Raw genomic sequence first — 20,851 nt, forward strand, 5'->3', positions numbered from 1 at the left:
CCTAAGTTCGATGATTCTCTGTTTGATAGGAAACGCTAATATAGACACAAACAGAACGAGAGGAGAGCAATCATGGGTAAGTTGGTTGAAGGTGTTTGGCAAGATGTCTGGTATGACACAAAATCAAATGGTGGCAAATTTGTGCGCGAAGATGCCGGATTCCGTAACTGGGTTAAAAACGACCCTGATGCGGAGTTTACGCCAGAGTCCGGTCGATACCATTTGTATGTCTCTCTTGCTTGTCCTTGGGCACATCGAACCCTCATTTTCCGCAAGCTGAAAGGTTTAGAACCACATATTGATGTCACGGTCGTTTGCCCTGATATGCTCAGCCAAGGTTGGCAAATGGGGCTTCCTGAGCCATTGTTTGGTCACACGCGCATGTATCAAATTTACACGCAGGCCAAACCCGATTACACGGGCCGCGTAACCGTGCCTGTACTTTGGGATAAAAAGACCAATACTATTGTGTCGAACGAGTCGTCAGAGATCATTCGTATGTTTAACTCGGAGTTCAATGCGTTAACAGGGAATCACGACGACTACTATCCAGAACATCTAAAACACGTTATTGATGAGTGGAACGATTTTGTTTATCCGAATGTCAACAACGGTGTGTATCGTTGTGGCTTCGCGACTACGCAAGAGGCGTATGAAGAAGCGTTTGATTCTTTGTTTAATGCGTTAGATAAAATCGATGCTCACCTAGCTACGCATCGTTACTTAGCAGGGAACACAATTACTGAGGCGGATTGGCGTTTGTTTACGACTCTTATTCGTTTTGATGCGGTGTATGTGGGGCATTTCAAGTGTAACAAGCAGCGCATCGCAGACTACGAAAATATACAAGGCTACTTAAAAGAGTTATATCAAGTCGAAGGCGTCGAAGAAACGACGGATTTCTATCACATTAAACGCCACTACTACTTCAGCCACACTGGGATTAATCCGACGCAAGTTGTACCAAAAGGGCCTGATTTAGACCTAAATACTCCTCATGGAAGAGAAAGGATTGGCTAGTTTGCTGCTTCCATCGCAAATGAAAAAGTACTTAACGGTTAGCAATGCCGTTAAGTACTTTTGTGTCATCTAAATACCGGGAGTAGGAAGTTTACTTTTTCATTCATCGCCACCTTACTTAGCGCGTACGATGTCCATCACTAGCTTTCCGTCCACTTTTACAGGACCGTCCTCTTTAGCGCCGAGCGTATACTCAAACACACCAGTCTTCATGCCACCTTTCTCTCCGTGGACCATTAACATCAGCATATCGCCTGATTCTACTGGTTCCATCAAAATTGCATTTACGTTTTCATTCTTTCCCATTTTTAACGGAGCGTAGCCGATAACAGGACCAGGCTTCATTGATTCGTCTGTTCGGTGGACAACCATCCACCCATTGTCATCAGCATGAGCCATTTCAGCGGTCACCGTTCCTCCGGACATATCTTGATCGACGCCTTTAATACTCGGGGCGGAAAAGCTGAATGAAGAAAAACTAATCAGAAACGCAGCTAAACCAAACTTTATCAGTGATGTATTGATGAAATCCTTCATATATATTCCTTAGCAGTCAATGAGTTTGTGCATTGCAGTAGCTTTTACGTATTTCCTAGCAAAAAAGTTTAGCTAAAACGTAAATAATGTCGATAAATTGAACAGGGACCGTGCTGCTTTGGAGCCAATGCATTTTGGGGAGTGGGTCAATCGGTGTAAGAACAAGCACGAGCAATGTCGATTAGGTATGGGGGGCGATAGGAAGAAAAGCTTTGTGCACCAGTAATTATAGGTTGTGCAGTGATTGGTATAAAAAACAAATAAGTGTTCTGGCCAGCAATAGAAAAAGCCCTCGACGAATCGAGGGCTTTGTATCTATATCCAATTAGATGTCAGAAGCGATTATTTAGCTTCTTGGTCTGCTTGGATAGCTGTTAGAGCGATGGTGTACACGATGTCGTCTACTAGCGCGCCACGAGACAAGTCGTTTACAGGTTTACGCATACCTTGCAGCATTGGACCGATAGATACTAGGTCAGCTGAACGTTGTACCGCTTTGTAAGTCGTGTTACCCGTGTTTAGGTCTGGGAATACAAACACTGTCGCTTTACCTGCAACTGGAGAGTTTGGTGCTTTAGAAGCAGCAACGTTTTCCATAATAGCAGCGTCGTACTGTAGAGGACCGTCAATGATAAGATCAGGACGTTTCTCTTGAGCCAGTTTTGTTGCTTCACGTACTTTATCAACATCTGCACCCTTACCAGATTCACCAGTAGAGTAAGAGATCATTGCAACGCGTGGTTCGATACCGAATGCTGCTGCAGAGTCAGCAGATTGGATAGCGATTTCAGCAAGCTGTTCAGCAGTTGGATCTGGGTTGATTGCACAGTCACCGTAAACCAGTACTTGATCAGGCAGAAGCATGAAGAATACTGAAGATACGATAGACGCATTTGGTGCCGTCTTGATGATTTGGAACGGAGGAACGATAGTGTTCGCCGTAGTGTGAACAGCACCAGAAACTAGGCCGTCAACTTCGTCGTTCTCAAGCATCATTGTGCCTAGGAATACTGAATCTTGTAGCTTCTCACGAGCCACAACTTCAGTCATGCCTTTCGCACCGCGCAACTCAACTAGGCGAGCAACGTAGTTTTCACGAACAGCATCTGCATCAATGATGGTTACACCAGTACCTAGCTCAACGCCTTGTTGAGCCGCTACGCGACGGATTTCATCTGGGTTACCTAGAAGTACACAGTCTGCAATGCCGCGTTCAGCACAGATTGCTGCTGCTTTAACTGTGCGTGGTTCGTCACCTTCTGGAAGAACGATACGCTTACCTGCTTTACGAGCAAGTTCGGTTAGCTGGTAACGGAACGCTGGTGGGCTTAGACGACGAGACTTCTGAGTGCCTTCAGTCATAGACTCGATCCAGTTACCGTCGATGTGGCCAGCAACGTGTTCGTTGATGAACTCGATACGCTCTTTATCGTCTGCAGGTACTTCTATGCTGAAGCTCTGTAGGTTTAGAGACGTTTGCCAAGTGTTACCTTGTGCTTTGAAGATAGGTAGACCAGTGTCGAATGCTGGTTTACATAGGCCTTCGATTTCGCTAGGGATATCGTAACCGCCAGTTAGCAGTACTGCACCAATATCCACACCGTTCATTGCAGCAAGAGAAGCAGCAACGATAACATCAGGACGGTCTGCAGAAGTAACAAGTAGAGAACCCGGTTTGAAGTGCTCAATCATGTTTGGCAGAGAACGTGCACAGAAAGTGATGCTCTTGATGCGACGAGTGTTGATGTCACCTTCGTTGATGATATCTGCTTTCAGGTGTTTAGCCATGTCGATTGCACGAGTCGCAATCAGATCAATGCTCCATGGCACACAACCTAGTACACGAATTGGAGAAGTGTTGAAAATTTCCATCACTTTCAATTCGTTTTGTTTCGCGCTGTCTGCATCGTCAAAGATTTCAGATAGGTCAGGGCGAGTACGGCCAGCTTCGTCAACAGGAGCGTTTAGTTTGTTGATGATAACACCAGAGATGTTTTTGTTTTTAGTGCCGCCGAAGTTAGAACATGCTACTTCGATACGCTCTTTCAGTTGCGCAGGGTTATCAGTACCTGGAGTCGCAACTAGCACGATTTCTGCACCAAGTGTTGCCGCGATTTCCGCGTTTACTTGGTTTGCAAATGGGTGCTTACGAGTAGGTACAAGACCTTCGATTAGCGTAACGTCTGCGTCTTTGTTGATTTGGTTGTAACGTTCAACAACGGTTTCTAGCAGCTCGTCCATGTTGTCGTTACCGATTAGGCTTTCAGCAACAGACATCGCCATTGGTTCACCGATCTTCATATCGCTGTTACGACCAACGATAGTTGAAGTCAGATCTGGCTGATCACCACCTGAACGTGGCTGACAGATTGGCTTGTAGAAAGAAACTTTAACGCCTTTACGCTCCATAGCGCGAAGAACACCCATGCTAACGCTTGTTAGGCCAACGCCTGCGCTAGTAGGGATAAGCATAATAGTACGAGACATTCGTAGAGTACCTTTAGCTATTTGGGGGATAAAAGCTCAACTCTTATTCCATGAAGCTCGAAGAATAGGAGTTGAGCCCCTAAGAAATTCGTTTGATTGAAAATCTGGCTAGCCGAGTGGCTAGCCAGGAATTCAATTAAAGACCTGTCAGGCGAGCAGTGTCTTCAGCGATGACTAGCTCTTCGTTAGTAGAGATAACCATTGCAGGGATACGGCTGTTTTCAGTCGTGATAACGCCTTCGCCGCCGAAGCGAGCTTTAAGGTTAGCTTCGCTATCTACTTCGATACCGAAGATGCCAAGACGGTTTAGAACCATTTCACGGATAGGGCCAGAGTTCTCGCCGATACCGCCAGTGAAAGTGATTGCGTCTAGACGGCCTTCCATTGAAGCAGTGTAGCCAGCAACGTATTTAGCTAGACGGTGACAGAACACGTCCATTGCGCGCGTTGCTTCTTCTTTTTGACCGTAGTTGTCTTCAACGAAACGACAGTCAGAAGTCACTTCAGTTAGACCTTGAAGACCAGACTCTTTAGTTAGCATCGTGTTGATTTGATCAACAGAGTAACCTAGAGCGTCGTGTAGGTGGAAGACGATAGCAGGGTCGATGTCGCCACAGCGAGTACCCATTACCAGACCTTCAAGTGGAGTAAGACCCATAGAAGTGTCTACAGATTGACCGTTCTTGATCGCACATACAGATGCGCCGTTACCTAGGTGACAGTTGATGATGTTTACTTCTTCAACTGGTTTGTTTAGTAGGCCTGCAACTTCACGAGTGATGAACAAGTGAGAAGTACCGTGCATGCCGTAACGACGGATACCGTGTTCTTTGTATAGGTTGTATGGAAGAGCATATAGGTAAGACTCTTCAGGCATAGTTTGGTGGAACGCAGTGTCAAATACAGCAACGTTTTTCAGCTCTGGGAAGTTTTTCTTAGCCGCTTCGATACCGATGATGTGAGCAGGGTTATGAAGAGGTGCAAATGTTGCAGCGTCTTGAATACCTTTTAGAACTTCATCAGTAATTAGTGCAGATTGAGTGAACTGCTCGCCGCCGTGAACGATACGGTGACCGATTGCGCCTAGGTTAGCTTTAAGCTCTGGCTTAGAAGCAAGAATAGTTTCTACCATAAACGCTAGTGCTTCTTCGTGAGCTGCACCATTGCCTAGTTGAGCTTCGTGCTTGCCATCAAGTTTCCACTTGATGCGAGCTTCAGGAAGGTGAAGACACTCAGCAAGACCTGACAAGTGCTCGTCGCCGTTCTCGGCATCAACAACGGCAAATTTAAGAGAAGAACTACCGCAGTTTAAAACTAAAACTAGCTTAGACATGTATGACTACCTGTTATTCGTCTGATAAAAAATCAGTTAAAGAATGAAAAATTAATCACAAGAATAGCCGATACCCAGAAGGCTGCGTACTAATCCTGGTCAAAAATTGTTCTAATTCCATATAAAGAAATAGTGATGAACCCTTCCATCACTATGATGCGATCCGTGCAGATAGATATCTCGGAGTTGCTTAAATTGTAAATAACAGCAACAATGAGATTGAGGGTCTGCAAAGGATAGCGATAATAAGCAATGATAACAAAAAAAATTTGAAAGAATATTAACTTTCATCAATTTTTTGTACCTTCAGTTGAAATGTTCAACTATTTTTTAGTGAGAGAGCGGTATGAGTAATAAAGTCGGATTGATCCATAGCCTGAAAGATGGCCAGAATTACATGGAGATCTGGCCGGTTCGTAAAGAGCTAAGCGCCATATTTCCGGAACAGCGTATCATTAAGGCGACTCGCTTTGGCATTAAAGTCATGCCGGCCGTTGCTGCGATCAGCGTACTCACTCAAATGGCATTCAACAATTACCACGCGTTACCTCAATCCATTGTTGTCGCCTTGTTTGCGATTAGCTTGCCACTTCAAGGCATTTGGTGGCTTGGTGCTCGATCCAACACGAAATTGCCGCCTTCTTTGGCCTCTTGGTATCGGGAGTTGCATCAAAAAATTGTGGAAACAGGTTTTGCATTAGAGCCTGTCAAAGCTCGCCCTCGTTACAAAGAGCTTGCGATAATACTGAACCGAGCGTTTCGCCAGCTCGATAAATCGTCATTAGAGCGTTGGTTCTAATTTAAATTGTTTGAAATGGAGTGTGCACTGGCCGCTCCATTTTTGATCCTGCCTCTATTACCTACTTTGACGGTCGTTGATGAAGCGAGCGAAGCTTTGTTTACCAAAGATTCTTTCCGGATGAAGAAGTCCCCCCGATCACAAATGTTGCTTTAGTGTTAAATCTTTCTTTTCTTTACTAAGACTTAGTAGTAATAATAAAAACAAAATGCGCAAGAAGTGCACAGTTATATGAACACAACAATACCGCCTTCAAACATTTGAATTCACGAGTCGATACACATATTGAAAGCTCGTGAAACAAGGACGAAGTCACATCAAGGAGTTATGATGAAAACGAAACGTTTATTAGCCACTGCCGTTCTATCAGCTACTGCTATTTTCTCTTCTACCAATGTACTGGCCGCCACTGCAACTGTCGCAGTTTCACAGATTGTCGAACACCCGGCGTTAGACGCGACGCGCCAAGGGTTACTTGATGGTTTGAAAGCGAAAGGCTACGAAGAAGGCAAAAATCTAGAATTTGATTATAAGACCGCACAGGGTAATCCAGCGATTGCGGTGCAAATTGCCCGTCAGTACGTCGGCGAAAATCCTGATGTGTTAGTTGGCATCGCGACACCTTCGGCACAAGCCTTGGTGTCGGCTACTCGCTCTATTCCTGTTGTCTTTACTGCGGTAACAGATCCGGTTGGTGCGAAATTGGTTAAGTCGATGGAACAACCAGGCAAAAACGTAACTGGCCTGTCTGATCTTTCACCCGTTGCTCAGCATGTCGATCTCATCCAAGAAATTCTTCCTCAGGTGAAAAGCATCGGGGTTGTATTTAATCCCGGTGAAGCTAATGCCGTGACTTTAGTTGAATTACTAAAAGAAAGCGCAAAAGCAAAAGGCATACAAGTGGTTGAAGCGACCGCACTAAAAAGTGCTGATGTTCAGTCTGCGACTCAAGCGATTGCAGCGAAATCAGACATTCTTTACGCCCCAACAGACAATACAGTTGCAAGTGCGATTGAAGGGATGATTGTGGCAGCGAATCAAGCGAAGAAACCTGTATTTGGTGGCGCGACGTCATATGTCGAAAAAGGTGCGATTGCAGGCTTAGGTTTTGACTACTACCAGGTTGGTGTACAAACCGCGGATTACGTTGCGGCGATTCTTGATGGTCAAGAACCAGGCAAGCTGGATGTAAAAGTCGCGACGGGCTCTGACCTTGTAATTAATGAAAGCGCAGCATCTAAGCTCGGTATCAAGCTGCCAAGTTCTGTGATTGAACGTGCGACAAGCATGCAATAAGTAACGCTTTTTGGGGTTAAGCCTGTCACGTTGGTTGATAGAGGCTTGCCCCAAAATTGATACTCGCCGGATTTCTCGTGTAGAGCATTCTGCTAGAGAAGAAGGGGAGTATACGTTAGAAGTCTTACGTTCAGGTTGGTATTAGCCAGCCTGAGTATGCAGAAAGGAGCAGTTATGTCTGCATTTGCTTTTTTTGGCGCACTCGAAATTGGCTTGATTTATGGCCTAGTCGCTCTGGGTGTGTATCTTACGTTCCGTGTTCTAGATTTCCCCGATTTGAGTGTGGATGGCAGCTTTCCAATGGGAGCTGCGGTGGCTGCAACGGCGATTGTCGCAGGTATTAATCCTTGGTTTGCGACAATAATGGCGATGATAGCTGGTAGTATGACGGGGTGGGTAACCGCTTTTCTGGCTGTTCGGTGTGGTATTTTACACCTGTTAGCTTCCATTCTTACCATGATCGCTGCATTTTCAATTAATATTCGTATTATGGGCAAACCTAATATGGCGTTGCTTGGAGAGGATACTATTCTCACTCCGTTTGAAGCATTGGGCGATGCGATGTTTATTCGCCCTCTGGTTGTTGGGGTCTTAGTTCTTCTGTCCGCTTTCTTTGTCATTCGCCTGCTGAACAGCGACTTTGGTCTTGGTTTACGAGCCACGGGTGTGAATGCGCGTATGGTTTCTGCGCAAGGGGCTAGCACTGGCTTTTATACCTACTTTGGCTTGGCTTTATCCAACGGGTTTGTGGGATTCGCAGGCGCGTTGTTTGCACAAACGAACAGCTTTGCGGATGTGACCTCTGGCGTGGGCACCATTGTCGTTGGTTTGGCTGCTGTGATTTTGGGCCAGACCCTCATTCCCGGGCGCAAGATTTGGGTTGCGGTATTTGCGGTCATCATCGGTTCGGTACTTTATCGTCTTGCAGTGGCTTTCGCTTTGAGTTCTGGCATGTTTGGTTTACAAGCTTCAGACCTCAACCTGGTTACCGCAGTATTGGTGGCCGTGGCGCTTATTGCGCCAAAGCTAAAACAGAGCATGAGAGCGAAACAACGCGTTACTGATGCTAAACAAGCGGCATCAAAAAATGGTTCTGGGGAGGCATTATGATCGAACTAAATAACATTCAGGTCACGTTCAACCCAGGGACGATTTTGGAAAATCGTGCATTGAAAGGCGTCTCTTTAGAGGTTCCAGAGCATCAATTTCTTACCGTGATTGGTTCTAATGGCGCAGGAAAATCGACGTTGCTTGGTGCGGTGACAGGTGAGACGCCGATGATAGGTGGTCAGGTGATCATTGATGGCAAAGACGTCACCAAGCAGACGGTAGCCCAACGTGCGACGCAATGTGCCCGAGTGTTTCAAGATCCATTGGCCGGGACTTGTGGTGAACTGACGATAGAAGAGAACATGGCTCTAGCGCACATGCGTGGTAAAAAACGCAGCTGGGGGTTGGCGCTCTCTACTAAACGTCGCAAGCTGTTCCAAGAGAGAATTAGCATCCTTGGTCTTGGTTTAGAAGACCGCTTGGGCGATAGCATTGGGTTGCTGTCTGGTGGGCAACGACAAGCCGTTAGCCTTGTGATGGCGACGTTATCGGAGAGTAAGTTGTTATTGCTTGATGAACACACGGCTGCGCTTGATCCTCGTATGGCGGCGTTTGTTATCGACTTAACTAAACGTATTGTCGATGAGTTCGACTTAACCGTGATGATGGTGACGCATTCGATGAAAGACGCATTAGCATGTGGCGATAGGACCGTAATGCTTCACCAAGGTGAAATTGTGCTTGATGTGGCTGGAGAGCAGCGTGCTAACATGCAAGTACCAGACTTGCTGGATATGTTCTCTAAAGTGCGTGGTGAAGAGCTGGCAGATGACAGTCTTTTGTTGAACTAAGCGGTATCCGACAAGTCACTACGCCTACTAAGTGTGATCCTCCTTGAGAAAATTGGCTGATATGTCAACTCGCAGGGAGGATTTCTTGTCTCTAATTCTTCAATAACATAGTGGCATATCCGATGACGAGGAGTGCCCATAATGAACCTGCCATTTATTTTTCATAGTCAAACTATTGATGGTTTAGCTTTTAATGACGAGCAAGTTACAGTCAGACTGAAAACCGAGACATTGGATTTTGATTCCGTCTATGTGCGTATTGAGCCGGACAATGAAGAATATCTGGTCGACATGGCTCAAGTAGGAACGGCTGGTGAATTATTACTATGGGAGGCATCGTTTCGACCAAATCAAGATCGAGATGTCACACATTATGTGTTTAAGCTCCTCAAAGACGGACAACAATACTGGCTCGATGCACGAGGCGTACAAAAGCGTATTCCACCCAAAGAGTTCCACTTTAAGTTGAATGTAGAGCATCAACCACCAAGCTGGGTCCAAGAGCAAGTTTTCTATCAAATCTTTCCTGACCGTTTTTCTGCTAGTAAAAGTGAGTCTGATATTCGCCACGCTTATGCTCAGTATGATTCTGCATCGATCGTCAAGCCGTGGGGAGACGCGGTAGGCTCTCACCAAAATACCGGGGCGCGTGAATTCTTTGGCGGCGACCTCAAAGGTGTGGAGCAAAAGTTGGACTATCTTGAACAGCTCGGCGTTACTGCGCTTTATTTTAATCCGATCTTTTCTTCACCAAGTAATCATAAATACGACACCACTGATTACTTCACTGTTGACCCTATGTTCGGCACCAATGATCAGTTTGCTGAACTGTGTGAGAAAATCCGTGGTAAGAATATGAAGATTGTCTTAGACGCGGTGTTTAACCACACGTCAGTGCATCATCCTTGGTTTGATATCGAACAAAAAGGAGAAGGAGCGTATGGCAATCCGCAGTCAAAGTTCCGTGATTACTACTTTTTCGAAGGCGAAACCAATCACTACATGGGTTGGAAAGGCATTGGTAACTTACCGGTTCTGAACTTTGAAAATGAACAGGTGCGCGACTACATCTACCAAAGTGAAGAGTCTGTCATCAAGTATTGGCTGAAGCCACCGTACTTGGTTGATGGCTGGCGGTTTGATGTAATCCATATGCTTGGCGAAGGGGAAGGCGCGAAAAACAATGCTCATTATGTGGCAGCGTTTCGTCATGCAACTAAGTCAGTAAACCCGAATGCTTATGTGTTAGGTGAGCACTTTTTTGAAGCAACGCAGTGGTTGCAAGGTGATCAAGAGGATGGGGCGATGAACTACTACGGTTTTGCTCATCCAGTCCGAGCTTTTATCGCACGACAAGACATTATGTACGATCCAATCAACATTGATGGTTTGGAGTTTAAAGTATGGTTGGACGAAGCCAGAGCAAAAATCCCATTTTCGAATCAGCTATCGCAGCTGAATCAACTCGATAGTCACGATACTGCTCGGTTTATCACACTGGTTGATGGTGATAAGCGTAAAATGAACATCGCGCTAGCAATGCTTATGACTTACGTTGGCACGCCTTGTATTTACTACGGGAGTGAAGTCGGTCTAGAAGGAGGTCTAGACCCGGATAATCGTCGTTGTTTTCCTTGGAATGAAATCGAAAGTTCACAATGGCTATCGCTTTACCAACAATGGATCAAGATACGTAAACAATGTAAGCCTTTACAGTCGGGCTGTATTCAATGGCTGCATTGCACTAACAACCAGTTGGCGTACGCACGTGTACTGGGTCGTGAAGCAGTCGTTGTTATGATTAATCTCAGTGGTAATGAATGTTCAATCGATTTACCTATGTGGCAACTGGGCTTGGAGGTTAGCCAAGTTATATCGTTGTTAGATGACACAGAACAGGTTGATTATAAAGGTCATATCTCTGTCAATATGTCGGCACAGAGCTGCAAATTATGGCGACTAAAGTGACACCACACTCTATATTGATTAAACTCCTTTAATATATAAACGGTCTCAAACAGCGCGCACACATTTGTTTGGTCTCTTGTTATCTGGTGCTGCATTGCATGCGTCACCAGATAACGAGTATCAATTTAATAGCAGTCATAAGAGACTATTGACCTTTCATATGCATGGTACTCAATGGTAAACCAAAGGCGATTTAGCCTCTCATTTGTCATCTTTTTTCCTATGGCGTTATTTGTAGTGGTTTTACTCGTGACAACGAAAAATTACTATGATGCGGTTAACCGCTATATCGATTCTGAGTATTCGCGTATCGAGCGTGCAATGTCTCGCGGTATTAAAGTACTCACGGCTTTAGATTACAGCTTCACCAACTATACCAATTACGCTAACCCACTGTTTGAAGAACATAATTCTTTAGTCAAAGAAGGGCTTTGTTATCTTTGGCCTATAGATGTGTTATTACTCGAAAGTGTTTATAGTGAGGGGTTACCTGCGGTTGACCTTGATTATATGATCGTAGGGGATGAAAGCTTATGTCAGCAAGGTTCAACGATTAACCAGTTAGCTGAACAAAAGGCGGGTTTTGCGCCGTCATTGTCATTTCTGCACGATATTGAATCGCACATTGTTGGAATCCATTACATTGACAAGCGCGGTTACGTTATCTCCTCACCCGATACCTACGCAAAAAATTTCACTAGAGAGCTTTTGTCAACGCTAAAAGCCCGACCTTTTTGGCAAAAAACCGCGCAAGATAAAGTGAACATTACCTTGGCTGGACCAGGGCCTGTGTTGGACTCGATGGAAGGTCAAGTCATTAGTATGACGGTACCCGTCTATGAGAAAGGAGAACATCAAGGTGTTTTGTCTATTGATTTTGACATCAATACGCTCATGGCTTCGTCGCTAGGTCTTGTTGGTCAGTTTCATTTGGTTTCCAATTTACAATCCATTCCTTCAAACAGTACACGAATCAAACCAGTCGAATTAGAGCGATTGAGTGCGAATCACAGCATGTACTACGAGTACAACCTTTGGGATGAAGCTAAGAACCTAGCGGTTTTTGAAAAATACAGCCTTATTGTCGCACTATTTATTTACGTGCTGAGTACCGTCGTCTTGTTCTATGTGAATATGCATAGCGAGCGACGTTACTTTAAAGAACTGGCAGCAAGAGACCCAATGACCAGCTTATTGAATCGTCGAGGTATGCAAACCGTGTGGCGTAATAAGATGACAAAAAAACAGGTTGCTTTGGCAGTGTTCGATATTGATAACTTCAAGAAGATCAACGACACCTATGGTCATGATGTCGGTGATTCTGCAATTCAGCTTGTTGCAAAATGTATACGTGAAAATATTCGCCATACCGATGTTGCCTCAAGGTTTGGTGGCGAAGAGTTCGTTTTAGCTATTTATGACGAAGATTCAGAAGGCATTAAACTCATTTTAAACAGAGTAAAAAAAGCCATAGATGAGCGCTCGATACGCGTAACGAAAGAAGGCTTTACGATCTCTGGCGGTGTGGTGTTTAGTAAAGAGAGCCGAGTAGAAAACTTTGATGAGTTGTTTAAAGCGGCGGATGAAAAGTTATATCAAGCCAAAAGTACCGGAAAAAATAAGATTTGTTACTAGGATTTAGGTACTAAAAAGGACGAGATATTCGTCCTTTTTGTGTTCGGGAATTATGCAACCTGAGAGTTTAAGTCATCGCGGTAGCGTTGAATATGCTCAACAATTGGTGCGGCTTTGTTGAACGTTCTGATTTCTCTAAATAGGTCTTTTGCTTCAGGATAAGCCTGACGTAAGTAAGAGAACCATTGTTTTACGCGGTTTGGGTAATACAAGCCTTTATCGCCTTTCATCTCGAACTTGGAGTAATAGATGAGCAACTCAACCACCTCGGGCCATGACATTGGCTGGTGGTTATGTTTCACCATATTGCCTAAGTTAGGGATATTGAAAGCGCCTCGGCACACCATCAAAGAGTTAACGCCAGTCGTTTCAATGCAACGTTGACCGTCTTCATAATTCCAAATTTCACCATTCGCTATCAGTGGGATATCAAAACGTTCGCGAATTTGGTTGATGTAATCCCATTTTATCTCAGAAGCTTTATAACCACCTTGTTTAGTACGTGCGTGTACGGTCAATTCATTTGCGCCAGCAGACTGAATGGCATCGACAATTTCAAAGCAATCTTCAGGGTTCTCCCAGCCAAGACGAATTTTTGCAGTTACGGGAATGGCTTCTGGAACGGCTTCTCGACAAGCTTTAACCACACGGTGAATGAGCTCTGGATGTTGGAGTAGCGCTGCTCCACCTTTACTTTTGTTGACCATTTTGGCTGGGCAACCAAAGTTTATATCAATGCCTCTTGCGCCAAGGTTTGCCGCTTTAATTGCGTTCTCAGCCATCCAGTTCGGTTCTTGTCCCAACAATTGCACATGTACTGGCACACCAGATGCAGTCTGAGAACCTTGCAACAGCTCTGGGCATAAACGGTGAAACACATGATCGGGTAATAGCTGGTCGATTACGCGAACAAACTCCGTAACACACAGGTCATAGTCGTTTATCTCGGTCAGGATTTGGCGCATCAAATGATCTAAAACGCCTTCCATTGGGCCTAGTACAACTCGCATAGCTTGCCTAATACAGTTTGGTGGTAAAAAGGAGGGCGATTGTAGCGATGTAAGTTAAGTTTGTCATTAAAAGAGTCGAAGCGCCCAATGTAGTCAAACACACAACGTTAGGTTACGTGCTTTTGAGCTCTGAGGTATAATGCCGCCAAATTTATGGGAAACCAGATGTCATGCAATACACATTGATTGAAAAAGGTGAAGTTCACGTCGATGAATCTTGCCTATTTATCGAAGGCGCAGTGTTAGCTGCGAATCTGACGACAAAACCACTCGCTCCTGAAAAGTGGTTAGAGCCGCTATTAGGTGAGGGATTCAAAGCGATTCAACCAGCTGTGGAAGAGCAAATTCACAAGCAGCATAACCGAATTCAACGAAACGAATATTCCGTGCTAGAGCTAACAGGCAAAGAACCTGAACAACTTGCTGATTTTGCCGAAGGCTTTATGTCTGTTTGGCCAATGATTGAAGAACAGTGGCAAGACGTTGAGCTCAATGATGGATTACAGCGTATGCTGCAAGCATTACTGACCACTTTGATGCTGGCGATCGATGAGCCAGCAACGCAGCAACAGATGCGCGACGCAGGTATTGAAACGCCACCGGCCCTGACAGATTTAGTCGACCAGCTTGATTTAATGGTCGGTGAAGTCGCGCTGGGCGCGGATGAGTTGATGGTAGGCAATAAAGCTCAAAGCCTAAACCCATTCAAAGGTATCGGGCGCAATGATCTCTGTCCTTGTGAGAGCGGAAAAAAATTCAAGCAGTGCTGTGGTCAATAACGCGGCTAAGTCGAATCGCCGCGCTATCCACTTAACAAAAAGCCGACCAGATGGTCGGCTTTTTGTTAATTTTTACGCGTCAGTAGGATTAACGAATTGGATTAACGCGTTTTGCAGGGAAGAATTGTGCAATTACAATTAATGCCAAAGCGATTAAATTGCCTGCAAAAATTACGACTAACCATTGTGGCATTGATAAATCAAGGAACTGCCATACAACCTTAGAGCAATCACCATATGCTTCAAACATCCAAGGAACCCACTGATTGAGCGGAGCCCAGCTAGGGAATGTGACGAATAAATCGCAAGTCGCGAATGGTGATGGATTAAACTGGTAGTCAACGTGCTGCATCGCAAGTAACAAACCCTTGTAAGCACTTAATCCCCAGCCTATCAAACCTAGCCAGCGGAAAATTGGGTTCTTGGGTGCCAATATACCAACCATTGCAGCGACGCCCACTCCCATCATCGCGACTCTTTCATAAATACACATGACACATGGTGCAAGCATCATGACGTGCTGAAAATAGAGGGCACATGCTTCAAAGAAAACGACGAATAGCAGAAGCAGTAGCCACGATAAACGTCCCTTTGAAAACTGGTTAAGTGAATTTAAAATAGTCACGTTTTTGTTCCTGTCTGAAATAGAAAAAGCTCTGAATACTCAGAGCTTTTTATCGTGGATAAGTTTCCTAATCAACTCAAATTTTAGTGACCACCGGATACTACGGGAGTCAGATCACCACTATGAGGTAAAATCCAACCAGCTTCGTAGAAAGAAGCTGTTGCAGGCTCTAGGAAGAACATGATTCCCATCAGACCGACAATCGCAAGAACGACGGTGTAAGGCAGCGCCATGATAACCATTCGACCGTAAGACAGACGAATTAATGGAGCGAGAGCCGATGTGAGTAAGAATAGGAATGCCGCTTGACCGTTTGGCGTTGCAACAGAAGGCAGGTTAGTACCAGTATTGATTGCCACCGCCAGTAAGTCGAACTGATCACGAGTAATGAGGCCCTCAATGAGTGCAGTTTTTACTTCATTGATGTAAACCGTACCAACGAACACGTTATCCGACACCATAGATAATAAGCCATTCGCCACATAGAACAGAGCTAGCTGAGTACCTTTATCTTCAACGGCAAGCACCGCATCGATGACTGGTTTAAACAGCTCTTGGTCAATGATTACAGCAACGATCGAGAAAAATACTGCAAGCAGTGCAGTGAAGGGCAGGGCCTCTTCAAACGCTTTCCCCATGGAGTGCTCTTCAATGACACCAGTAAATGCGGTCGCTAAAATGATCACAGAAAGGCCAATTAAGCCGACAGCAGCTAAGTGCAAAGCGAGTGCAACGATCAACCAAACCGCAATAAGACCTTGAACCCAGAGTTTTGCGACATCTTGATTTGTTCGCGTTTTACGCTCTTCACGGTCAAAATCGACGAGGATCTGACGAACGTTATTAGGAAGCTTCGCGCCGTAGCCAAACACTTTAAGCTTTTCAACTAAAGCACAAGTGATGAGACCACAGAAAAATACAGGTAGTGTCACTGGAGACATACGGATTAGGAATTCACCAAATAACCAACCCGCTTGGTCTGCAATAATTAAGTTTTGAGGTTCACCAACCATCGTGGTTACGCCACCTAAGGCAGTACCTACACCAGCATGCATCAACAAAGAGCGCAAAAAGGCACGATAGTTTTCTAAGTCATCACGCGTTAGTTCAGTGATCGTGTCATCTTGTGTATGGTCATGGTCACCGATAGGGTTACCAGACGCTACTTTGTGATAGATAGAGTAAAAGCCGATCGCCACGCTGATAACAACGGCGATAACCGTCAAGGCATCCAAAAATGCAGACAAAAATGCCGCAGCAAAGCAGAACGCGAGTGATAGTAGGGTTTTAGAGCGAATGCCAAGTAAAATTTTGGTAAAAATGAACAGCAATAGCTGCTTCATGAAGTAGATGCCCGCAACCATAAACACCAGAAGTAGCAGTACTTCGATATTTGCTACTAATTCGTGCTTAACTTGCGCAGGGCTAGTCATGCCGATAGCAATGGCTTCAATAGCAAGTAAACCGCCAGGTTGTAATGGGTAGCATTTTAATGCCATTGCTAGCGTGAAAATAAATTCAGCGACCAACAACCATCCAGCTACAAATGGGTTTATTAGGAAGAATACAATCGGGTTAATTATTAAGAAGGCTATAATGGCAACTTTGTACCAATCAGGCGCTTTACCAAGGAAGTTCTTGATAAAAGCGTTTCCGAGCGATATCGGCATGATAATTCTCTTTATAACAAAATTATGAATAGACACTACAATAGTGCTTAAGTATCTGTTTGTTAGACTTATTAACTAGTCTTTAAAAACAATAACTTAGTAAAACAACAATCCTTTGTTTATTGTAGTCTTGCCAAGTTACTTCCCCTGAACTCAAGCACCGCTCACTTTCGACCGCAAACTCTACACTCAGGCATTTATTAGTCAATAACAAAACGTGATGCTACCGACTAAAATGACTTTTTAAATGTAATAACGCGATCAAAACGGCGTTACTATACCATGAAAGTCTTAAAAAAATCCTCTTGGATTTTAAATGACGGTCAGTGACGAGAAAAGGCAAATTAAGAAAGAATATTAACTGTGATATACAAAGTAATTTTTCATATTTTGAATATAAAAATGTGACACGGTTGTCTTTATTTCTCCGAGATTTGTGAGCTGTTTAATTAAATGAAAATTCATATTTTACTGCTTTCGCTCGCATGTTAGAGCCTCTTAAATTGACACAACATATAGAGTATTAACTCTATGTTATGTAGTCGTTTCCACTATTGATCGTAAATTTTCTCAAACCGCTAAGTAGTGGTATGATGAGTAGTATCGACCCTCAGAAATCAATATTGGATAAAAAGTAGAATGGTCATAAAGGCGAAAAGCCCTGCGGGATTCGCAGAAAAATATATTATCGAGAGCATTTGGAACGGCCGTTTTCCTCCAGGCTCAATTTTACCTGCTGAGCGCGAGCTGTCCGAACTGATTGGTGTTACTCGAACGACTTTAAGAGAGGTTCTTCAACGACTAGCCCGTGATGGATGGCTGACTATCCAGCACGGCAAACCTACGAAAGTTAACCAATTTATGGAGACCTCTGGTCTGCATATTTTGGATACTTTAATGACGCTAGACGTTGATAATGCGACAAACATTGTAGAAGATCTGCTTGCGGCACGTACCAACATCAGTCCTATCTTTATGCGCTATGCATTTAAAGCGAACAAAGAGAGCTCTGAGCGTACAATTAAGAACGTAATCGAATCTTGTGAAGCTTTAATGAATGCGGCTTCCTGGGACGAATTCATCGCTTCTTCGCCGTATGCTGAAAAAGTTCTGCAGAATGTGAAAGAAGATAACGAGAAAGATGAAGCGAAGCGTCAAGAAATCTTGATTGCTAAAACGTTCAACTTTTACGATTATATGCTTTTCCAGCGCCTAGCATTCCATTCAGGAAATCAAATTTACGGTTTGATCTTTAATGGTTTGAAGAAGCTTTACGATCGTGTCGGTAGCTACTACTTCTCAAATCCAGCTTCTCGTGAGCTAGCTCTGAAGTTTTACCATCAATTGCTCGAAACTTGTGAAAGTGGCCAGCGTGAGCAACTACCAGTAGTGATTCGTCATTATGGTATGGAAAGTGCGTTGATCTGGAACGAAATGAAAAAGCAATTACCAACGAACTTCACGGAAGACGACAGCTAAGCGCTGACAAGTTGGATAAACGAAAACCGCAGTGCCTTAGGCCTGCGGTTTTTTTGTTTTTATTTATAAGTCGGCGACGGACCTAGCACCAATAATAAGGCATGGAACGTTTATCCTGCTAGCGAGAGTCTGGGTAACGGTAGATATAATGACTCTACGACATCTGAAAGGACATGGTCGTAAGTATTGAAGATGGTCAATGACAAGTCCGATGTGACGCCATAAAGCTCTGCTTCTGTTAAGTCGACATGACTCCCTGTCACGTATTCATTTAGCGTCTGTATTGAGCGCGTGGAAGCAGGAGAGGTAATGCTAAGTGGAGCGATAACCGCTAGTTGGTTTAGCTTACGCATCATGACCGATGCATAGTTTTTGAAACGCTCATTTCCGCCTTGTTCTCCTAAATCTTGAATGCTGATTCGTAACTGAGTCAGGGTCTCCAAGCTATCCATAATGTTTTGCCAGTTCATGTGATACTCATTATGCAAGTCATCTCTTTGCTCAACCGCTAGCCATGCGATGGTTACTTCATCCATCAAAAACAAGCAATGACGAATTAACTTACCATGCTCCATCTGGTTTCTTGCAACACTATGGTCATTCCATTGTTCAAGTAGTTTCCCTACTTTAATCTGTAATACGCGATACATGGGTTTGTTTTCAAACCGTGATGTTTCGACTAAAAGATGCAGCTTGTTAGTCAGAGCATCATGAAGAGCGTCCAATTTTTGTTGATCGTTTTGTTGGAATTGAAGCGAGTAGTGAGTAGCAGCTCGGTGGTGTCTCAGAAGGTGAACAACATCTCGCAACAATGTTAACAGCTGATATTTGCGCGCATGTTGCTGCTCTCGTTTAGAAGATAAGTGATATATTCCGGCTAAAATAGCGATGGACAATAGTGTGGAAATCAAAACAAACATAACCAACTCCTTGTTAGTGTTTGGACCTAACAAGGAAGATTGCAGTTTTGATGCCAAACAAAAACTCAATTTAAACAATTGGTTATATTGAATGTTCTTTTTGAATGGTCGTTGTTGGTGCATGGATTCACCAAATTTGTGAATATGGTTGATTATTCGGTGTCGATGCTTGGTGTACGCGTTATTCTTTGTGAGTTACATATTGATTACTTTTTGTAGTCTGATTCAAGTCACAATGTTTAGAAATTAAAATACTCGAACACTTCATATGATATAAGTTGTCTATTTTGTTGATTGTTCGAGGTAATTAATTTGTCTAATAAATTCGACCTATGCTTCAGTACTCACTCAAAGATAACGCTCCCTATCGATACAAATGATGAGGATAGGTACCTTCAGTTTCGTAAGGACAACCCACATATATTTGGTAGTTTTATTCCCGCAGGTACTCCTTTCATACTGAACGAAGGCTCTGTGAACAACATAGCTAAGTTGCGTAGCGAGAGACCTGATATAGCTTGTGCTCTTGATACTGTAAAAAGTTGGTCACAAGAAACCAAAAGAAATGTAGCCAATCTAACACGTGAGTTTGGCGATGAAAACTAACAAGCGGTAGCCCTCCTCTATGAAAAAGAGATTAAGCCTTTTTAGATGCTACTAATCATACTATGGGGAGGGGGGAATCGATGAGTATACTGCAGTAGGTGCTGCCGCTACTGCTGTTAATGAAAAGCAAGTCAGATTGAGTAATTTCGGGAAAGCTTCGCTCAAATATCAAAACGCCTTACTAGATGTACGTACAGCCTCACGAAGTGGTGCGCAGAAAAAGGAGCTTGTGAAGCTTGGATATAGAGTTAAAGAAGCTCACAGTTCTTTGAATGCCAAATTTACAAAAGAGCTTGCCCATTATGCAGGACGAGTTAAAAGTAGCCGTGGAAACATTTGGAGCAACCCGAATAGGGCTGTCAATATCGCGCGAAGTGGCAGGGATATAACTAAGTTACATTTAACATCTATAGCTAACATCCGCTCAATTCGATTTCTTGAACAAAGCTCTAGTATTGTGGGTAAAAAGATCATCATGATTGATGCTGGTGTTCGCTTTAACAATGTTCGAAATGCCAAGAATAACGGAGAAAATTGGCAAAAAAGAGCAGCAATGGAAGTTGCAGGGTTTGGTGCGAGCAACGCTGCTGGCGTTTGGACTACATCCAAAGTGATTGTATCTGGAATGGGAGTCGCTTTGGCTGCTGGCCCATTTGGAGTAGTAGTATTAATAGGTGTTGGTTTAGGGGCTGGTTATGCGGCTGCAAAAATGGGTGATTGGTTTGGGCAAGGTTTAGCAGAAAAAACCTATGAAACTAGCTCTAAAGTAAATTGGTTTTAAAGGAG

At 44.0% G+C, this 20,851-nt stretch carries 17 protein-coding genes; 10 read left to right on the forward strand and 7 right to left on the reverse strand.

The window, feature by feature from the left end:
• Positions 1-72: 72 nt before the first annotated feature.
• Positions 73-1,020 carry a glutathione S-transferase family protein gene (locus R8O11_RS01665; protein WP_206958076.1) on the forward strand — a complete coding sequence of 316 codons (948 nt, stop codon included), beginning with the start codon at positions 73-75 and terminating at the stop codon, positions 1,018-1,020.
• A 114-nt stretch (positions 1,021-1,134) separates the two neighbouring features.
• On the opposite strand, the gene R8O11_RS01670 is transcribed toward R8O11_RS01665, so the two are convergent.
• From R8O11_RS01670 to R8O11_RS01680, 3 genes are all read right to left on the reverse strand, one after another.
• A complete protein-coding gene (locus R8O11_RS01670) occupies positions 1,135-1,557 on the reverse strand; it encodes a hypothetical protein (RefSeq protein ID WP_005380804.1) in 423 nt (140 codons plus the stop codon).
• 342 nt (positions 1,558-1,899) lie between these two features.
• Complete coding sequence (pta, locus tag R8O11_RS01675; protein ID WP_005380805.1) at positions 1,900-4,044, reverse strand: phosphate acetyltransferase; 2,145 nt, start codon at positions 4,042-4,044, stop codon at positions 1,900-1,902.
• Positions 4,045-4,180: 136 nt separating this feature from the next.
• A complete protein-coding gene (locus tag R8O11_RS01680) occupies positions 4,181-5,377 on the reverse strand; it encodes an acetate kinase (RefSeq protein WP_005380807.1) in 1,197 nt (398 codons plus the stop codon).
• Positions 5,378-5,723: 346 nt separating this feature from the next.
• On the opposite strand from R8O11_RS01680, the gene yfbV reads away from it, so the two are divergent.
• From yfbV to R8O11_RS01710, 6 genes are all read left to right on the forward strand, one after another.
• Positions 5,724-6,176: a terminus macrodomain insulation protein YfbV gene (gene yfbV / locus R8O11_RS01685; protein ID WP_005380809.1), complete on the forward strand. Its 453-nt coding sequence runs from the start codon at positions 5,724-5,726 to the stop codon at positions 6,174-6,176.
• Between the two features lie 330 nt (positions 6,177-6,506).
• Complete coding sequence (locus tag R8O11_RS01690; RefSeq protein WP_005380811.1) at positions 6,507-7,472, forward strand: ABC transporter substrate-binding protein; 966 nt, start codon at positions 6,507-6,509, stop codon at positions 7,470-7,472.
• 174 nt (positions 7,473-7,646) lie between these two features.
• Positions 7,647-8,582 (forward strand): ABC transporter permease, encoded by a 936-nt coding sequence (locus R8O11_RS01695; protein ID WP_085569758.1) that lies wholly within the window; start codon positions 7,647-7,649, stop codon positions 8,580-8,582.
• Positions 8,579-9,373 carry an ABC transporter ATP-binding protein gene (locus tag R8O11_RS01700; protein WP_005387275.1) on the forward strand — a complete coding sequence of 265 codons (795 nt, stop codon included), beginning with the start codon at positions 8,579-8,581 and terminating at the stop codon, positions 9,371-9,373. The genes R8O11_RS01695 and R8O11_RS01700 overlap by 4 nt, the downstream gene beginning before the upstream one ends.
• 141 nt (positions 9,374-9,514) lie before the next feature.
• Positions 9,515-11,341, forward strand: a complete 1,827-nt coding sequence (malZ, locus tag R8O11_RS01705; protein WP_025767213.1) for a maltodextrin glucosidase — start codon at positions 9,515-9,517, stop codon at positions 11,339-11,341.
• 174 nt (positions 11,342-11,515) lie between these two features.
• Positions 11,516-12,976, forward strand: coding sequence for a sensor domain-containing diguanylate cyclase (locus tag R8O11_RS01710; protein ID WP_025767214.1), 1,461 nt, complete (start codon positions 11,516-11,518; stop codon positions 12,974-12,976).
• Between the two features lie 50 nt (positions 12,977-13,026).
• Here the strand turns inward: R8O11_RS01710 and dusC are convergent, their stop codons facing one another.
• Positions 13,027-13,986, reverse strand: a complete 960-nt coding sequence (gene dusC, locus R8O11_RS01715; RefSeq protein WP_017633856.1) for a tRNA dihydrouridine(16) synthase DusC — start codon at positions 13,984-13,986, stop codon at positions 13,027-13,029.
• Positions 13,987-14,156: 170 nt separating this feature from the next.
• Between dusC and R8O11_RS01720 the strand changes: the two genes are divergently transcribed.
• On the forward strand, positions 14,157-14,765 hold the full coding sequence (locus R8O11_RS01720; RefSeq protein WP_017821378.1) for a YecA family protein: 609 nt from the start codon (positions 14,157-14,159) through the stop codon (positions 14,763-14,765).
• Between the two features lie 88 nt (positions 14,766-14,853).
• On the opposite strand, the gene dsbB is transcribed toward R8O11_RS01720, so the two are convergent.
• Both dsbB and nhaB read right to left on the reverse strand, forming a co-directional pair.
• On the reverse strand, positions 14,854-15,390 hold the full coding sequence (gene dsbB / locus R8O11_RS01725; RefSeq protein WP_017821379.1) for a disulfide bond formation protein DsbB: 537 nt from the start codon (positions 15,388-15,390) through the stop codon (positions 14,854-14,856).
• An 83-nt stretch (positions 15,391-15,473) separates the two neighbouring features.
• Positions 15,474-17,060 (reverse strand): Na(+)/H(+) antiporter NhaB, encoded by a 1,587-nt coding sequence (gene nhaB, locus R8O11_RS01730; protein WP_005380822.1) that lies wholly within the window; start codon positions 17,058-17,060, stop codon positions 15,474-15,476.
• Positions 17,061-17,699: 639 nt separating this feature from the next.
• Between nhaB and fadR the strand changes: the two genes are divergently transcribed.
• The gene (gene fadR, locus R8O11_RS01735; RefSeq protein WP_005380824.1) at positions 17,700-18,539 is read left to right on the forward strand and encodes a fatty acid metabolism transcriptional regulator FadR; all 840 of its coding nucleotides are present in this window, start codon (positions 17,700-17,702) and stop codon (positions 18,537-18,539) included.
• Positions 18,540-18,649: 110 nt separating this feature from the next.
• Here the strand turns inward: fadR and R8O11_RS01740 are convergent, their stop codons facing one another.
• Positions 18,650-19,459, reverse strand: coding sequence for a hypothetical protein (locus R8O11_RS01740; RefSeq protein WP_017821380.1), 810 nt, complete (start codon positions 19,457-19,459; stop codon positions 18,650-18,652).
• 742 nt (positions 19,460-20,201) lie between these two features.
• On the opposite strand from R8O11_RS01740, the gene R8O11_RS01745 reads away from it, so the two are divergent.
• Positions 20,202-20,846, forward strand: a complete 645-nt coding sequence (locus R8O11_RS01745) for a hypothetical protein (RefSeq protein WP_225452447.1) — start codon at positions 20,202-20,204, stop codon at positions 20,844-20,846.
• The last annotated feature ends 5 nt before the right edge of the window (positions 20,847-20,851 follow it).

Source organism: Vibrio sp. 1288, assembly GCF_033344475.1.